We start from the raw sequence: 3,218 nt of genomic DNA, 5'->3' as shown, positions 1-3,218 counted from the left end.
TCTGCGCAGCTAGTAGCAAGAGAAGGTGCTTATGCAACTCTTCGTTTGCGTTCTGGTGAAATGCGTAAGGTTCTTGTTGAATGTCGAGCTACTTTGGGTGAGGTTTCAAACAGTGAGCACAGCCTACGGCAATTAGGTAAAGCGGGTGCATCACGTTGGCGCGGTATTCGACCAACGGTGCGTGGTGTTGTTATGAACCCAGTTGACCACCCACATGGTGGTGGTGAAGGGCGAACCTCTGGTGGTCGTCACCCTGTTACTCCTTGGGGTGTACCTACTAAAGGCTATAAAACTCGCAAGAACAAACGCACTGACAAGATGATAGTACGTCGTCGGTCGGCTAAGTAATTAACTAAGAGGGTTACGCTGTGCCACGTTCTTTGAAAAAAGGTCCATTTATAGACCTTCATTTATTGAAGAAAGTAGAAACGGCTCTGGAAAAAGGTGACAAGAAACCAATTAAGACTTGGTCTCGTCGTTCAACTGTTTTTCCTGAGATGGTAGGCCTGACTATTGCGGTTCATAACGGACGTCAACACGTTCCTGTTTATGTAACCGAAGATATGGTTGGTCATAAATTAGGTGAATTTGCTGCAACGCGTACTTATCGGGGTCATGATGCCGATAAGAAAGCGAAGCGATAATTCTGAGAGGATATTGAGATGGAAGTAGCTGCAAAGCATAGAGGTGCTCGTCTATCTGCTCAGAAGGCACGTTTGGTAGCAGATCAGATCCGAGGAAAGGGTGTAGAAGAGGCGTTGGAAGTTTTAACTTTCAGCACTAAGAAAGCTGCAGCCCTTATGAAGAAAGTGTTGGAGTCGGCTATCGCAAATGCAGAGCATAACGATGGTTTGGACGTAGATGAGCTTAAAGTTTCAACAGTATTTGTTGATGAAGGCCCAACTATGAAACGAATCCGACCACGTGCGAAAGGTCGTGCTGATAGAATATTCAAGCGCACCTGTCATATCACGGTCAAAGTGGCCGATAACTAGGAGATACTAAGATGGGTCAGAAAGTACATCCTACTGGTATCAGACTGGGTATTGTGAAAGACCACAACTCCGTTTGGTATGCAGAGAAAGGTGATTACGCTAAGTACTTGCTAAACGACATTCAGGTACGTGAGTATTTGATGAAAAAGCTTGAAAGAGCGTCAGTTAGCAAGATCACTATCGAGCGACCAGCTCAGAACGCTCGTGTGACAATTCACACTGCGCGTCCTGGTATCGTAATCGGTAAGAAAGGCGAAGATGTTGAAAAGCTTCGCAAAGAGATTGGCGAAATGATGGGGATTCCGGTTCACATCAATATCGAGGAAATTCGTAAGCCAGACTTGGATGCTAAGTTGGTTGCTGCAGGTGTAGCTAGCCAATTGGAACGTCGTGTTATGTTCCGTCGTGCAATGAAGCGTGCAGTTCAAAATGCAATGCGTCAAGGTGCGAAGGGTATCAAGATACAGCTTGGTGGTCGTTTGGGTGGTGCTGAGATAGCTAGAAGTGAATGGTATCGTGAAGGTCGTGTGCCTCTACATACATTGCGTGCAGACGTTGATTACTCAACGCATGAGGCAAATACCACTTACGGCATTATTGGCGTTAAAGTTTGGATCTTCAAGGGCGAGATTCTGGGTGGTATCGAACAGGTACGTGCTGAGAAGAAAGCTACCAAGAAGAAAGCTGCTAAGTAAGGGGCCAAGTAATGCTACAACCAAAACGTACCAAATTTAGAAAAATGCAGAAAGGCCGTAACCGCGGTCTGGCTCAGCGCGGTGCAAAGATAAGCTTCGGCGAATATGGTCTTAAGTGTACCGATCGCGGGCGTATTACTGCACGACAGATTGAGGCGGCTCGTCGTACGATCTCTCGAAAAGTTAAGCGTGGTGGTAAGATCTGGATCCGAATTTTTCCTGACAAGCCGATTACGCAAAAGCCTTTAGAAGTTCGTCAAGGTAAAGGTAAAGGTAGTGTTGAATATTGGGTTGCCCAGGTTCAGCCAGGTCGAGTTTTATTCGAAATTGAAGGTGTGCCGGAAGAGCTGGCGCGTGAAGCATTCGCTCTTGCAGCTGCAAAATTACCTGTTTCGACAACCTTTGTTGAAAGGACGGTGATGTAATGAAAGCAAGTGAATTAACAAGTAAGTCTGTAGACGAGTTGAATCAGGATCTTCTTGGTTTGCTTAAAGAGCAGTTTAACTTGCGTCTACGCAAGTCTACTGGTCAGTTGAATCAGTCTCATTTACTTCGTCAGAATAGACGCGACATTGCACGCATTAAAACTGTATTGACGCAAAAGGCAGGTGAATGATTATGACTGATACTGCACAGAACACAGCTCGTACCTTAAATGGTAAAGTTGTTAGTAACAAAATGGATAAGTCAATCACTGTGATGATTGAGCGTCGTGTAAAGCACCCAATCTACGGTAAGTACGTTAAGCGTTCTACCAAGGTACATGCTCACGATGAGAATAACGAATGCAACATCGGCGATGTAGTAACAATTCAAGAGACGCGTCCTCTTTCGAAGACAAAGTCTTTCACGTTACTAAACATCGATGAAAAAGCATCTAACGTTTAACCCCTGGTAAGGTTTGGAGAACAACGATGATTCAGACGGAAAGTATGCTAGATGTGGCCGATAACAGCGGTGCGCGTCGAGTAATGTGTATTAAAGTGCTGGGTGGTTCACATCGTCGTTATGCACGAATTGGTGATGTAATTAAAGTCACTGTAAAAGAAGCTATACCTCGCGGCAAAGTCAAAAAAGGCGATGTCATGAGTGCTGTGGTAGTGCGTACGCGTAGTGGTGTACGTCGCCCAGATGGCTCTTTAATTAAATTCGATGGTAACGCTGCTGTGTTGTTAAACGCTAGTGATGCACCGATTGGAACTCGTATTTTTGGTCCTGTAACTCGTGAGTTGCGCGGCGATAAGTACATGAAAATTATTTCTTTAGCACCTGAAGTGCTTTAAGGACGAGAGGCCGGTTATGAAAAAGATCAAACGTGACGATGAAGTGATTGTCATAGCAGGCAAGGACAACGGTAAGCGTGGTAAAGTTAATCGTGTGATGAAGGATGGCCGTTTGGTCGTTTCTGGAATCAACATGATTAAGCGCCACACTAAGCCTAACCCAATGCTGGGTACGCCAGGTGGCATTGTTGAGAAAGAAGCGCCAATTCAGGCTTCTAATGTTGCGATTTTTAATCCAACAACCA

9 protein-coding genes are annotated in these 3,218 nt (G+C 45.2%); all 9 read left to right on the top strand.

What is annotated here, in order from left to right; translation table 11 throughout:
* Window positions 1-348, top strand: a 348-nt coding sequence (rplB, locus tag A3735_RS21795; protein ID WP_068638632.1) for a 50S ribosomal protein L2, incomplete at its 5' end; no start/stop codon positions are given.
* A 20-nt stretch (window positions 349-368) separates the two neighbouring features.
* Window positions 369-644 (top strand): 30S ribosomal protein S19, encoded by a 276-nt coding sequence (gene rpsS / locus A3735_RS21790; RefSeq protein WP_068508516.1) that lies wholly within the window; start codon window positions 369-371, stop codon window positions 642-644.
* Window positions 645-656: 12 nt separating this feature from the next.
* Window positions 657-995 (top strand): 50S ribosomal protein L22, encoded by a 339-nt coding sequence (gene rplV, locus A3735_RS21785; protein ID WP_368664608.1) that lies wholly within the window; start codon window positions 657-659, stop codon window positions 993-995.
* An 11-nt stretch (window positions 996-1,006) separates the two neighbouring features.
* Entirely contained in the window at window positions 1,007-1,690 is a 684-nt protein-coding gene (gene rpsC / locus A3735_RS21780; protein WP_068508520.1) for a 30S ribosomal protein S3, read from the top strand.
* 11 nt (window positions 1,691-1,701) lie between these two features.
* Window positions 1,702-2,115: a 50S ribosomal protein L16 gene (gene rplP, locus A3735_RS21775; protein WP_068508522.1), complete on the top strand. Its 414-nt coding sequence runs from the start codon at window positions 1,702-1,704 to the stop codon at window positions 2,113-2,115.
* Window positions 2,115-2,306 carry a 50S ribosomal protein L29 gene (gene rpmC, locus A3735_RS21770; protein WP_068508532.1) on the top strand — a complete coding sequence of 64 codons (192 nt, stop codon included), beginning with the start codon at window positions 2,115-2,117 and terminating at the stop codon, window positions 2,304-2,306. The genes rplP and rpmC overlap by 1 nt, the downstream gene beginning before the upstream one ends.
* A gap of 2 nt (window positions 2,307-2,308) precedes the next feature.
* Complete coding sequence (rpsQ, locus tag A3735_RS21765) at window positions 2,309-2,578, top strand: 30S ribosomal protein S17 (protein ID WP_068508559.1); 270 nt, start codon at window positions 2,309-2,311, stop codon at window positions 2,576-2,578.
* 26 nt (window positions 2,579-2,604) lie between these two features.
* Window positions 2,605-2,973 (top strand): 50S ribosomal protein L14, encoded by a 369-nt coding sequence (rplN, locus tag A3735_RS21760; RefSeq protein ID WP_068508534.1) that lies wholly within the window; start codon window positions 2,605-2,607, stop codon window positions 2,971-2,973.
* Window positions 2,974-2,989: 16 nt separating this feature from the next.
* Window positions 2,990-3,218, top strand: a 229-nt coding sequence (rplX, locus tag A3735_RS21755) for a 50S ribosomal protein L24 (RefSeq protein WP_068638630.1), incomplete at its 3' end; no start/stop codon positions are given.

The organism is Oleiphilus sp. HI0061 (assembly GCF_001635675.1).
This window is presented reverse-complemented; position numbering and strand designations above follow the sequence as displayed.

What these genes read in the sequence shown, in the direction of transcription:
- rpmC (WP_068508532.1), top strand. Translation starts at nt 2,115, where the DNA reads ATGAAAGCAAGTGAATTAACAAGTAAGTCTGTAGACGAGTTGAATCAG.
- rpsC (WP_068508520.1), top strand. Translation starts at nt 1,007, where the DNA reads ATGGGTCAGAAAGTACATCCTACTGGTATCAGACTGGGTATTGTGAAA.
- rplN (WP_068508534.1), top strand. Translation starts at nt 2,605, where the DNA reads ATGATTCAGACGGAAAGTATGCTAGATGTGGCCGATAACAGCGGTGCG.
- rpsQ (WP_068508559.1), top strand. Translation starts at nt 2,309, where the DNA reads ATGACTGATACTGCACAGAACACAGCTCGTACCTTAAATGGTAAAGTT.
- rplP (WP_068508522.1), top strand. Translation starts at nt 1,702, where the DNA reads ATGCTACAACCAAAACGTACCAAATTTAGAAAAATGCAGAAAGGCCGT.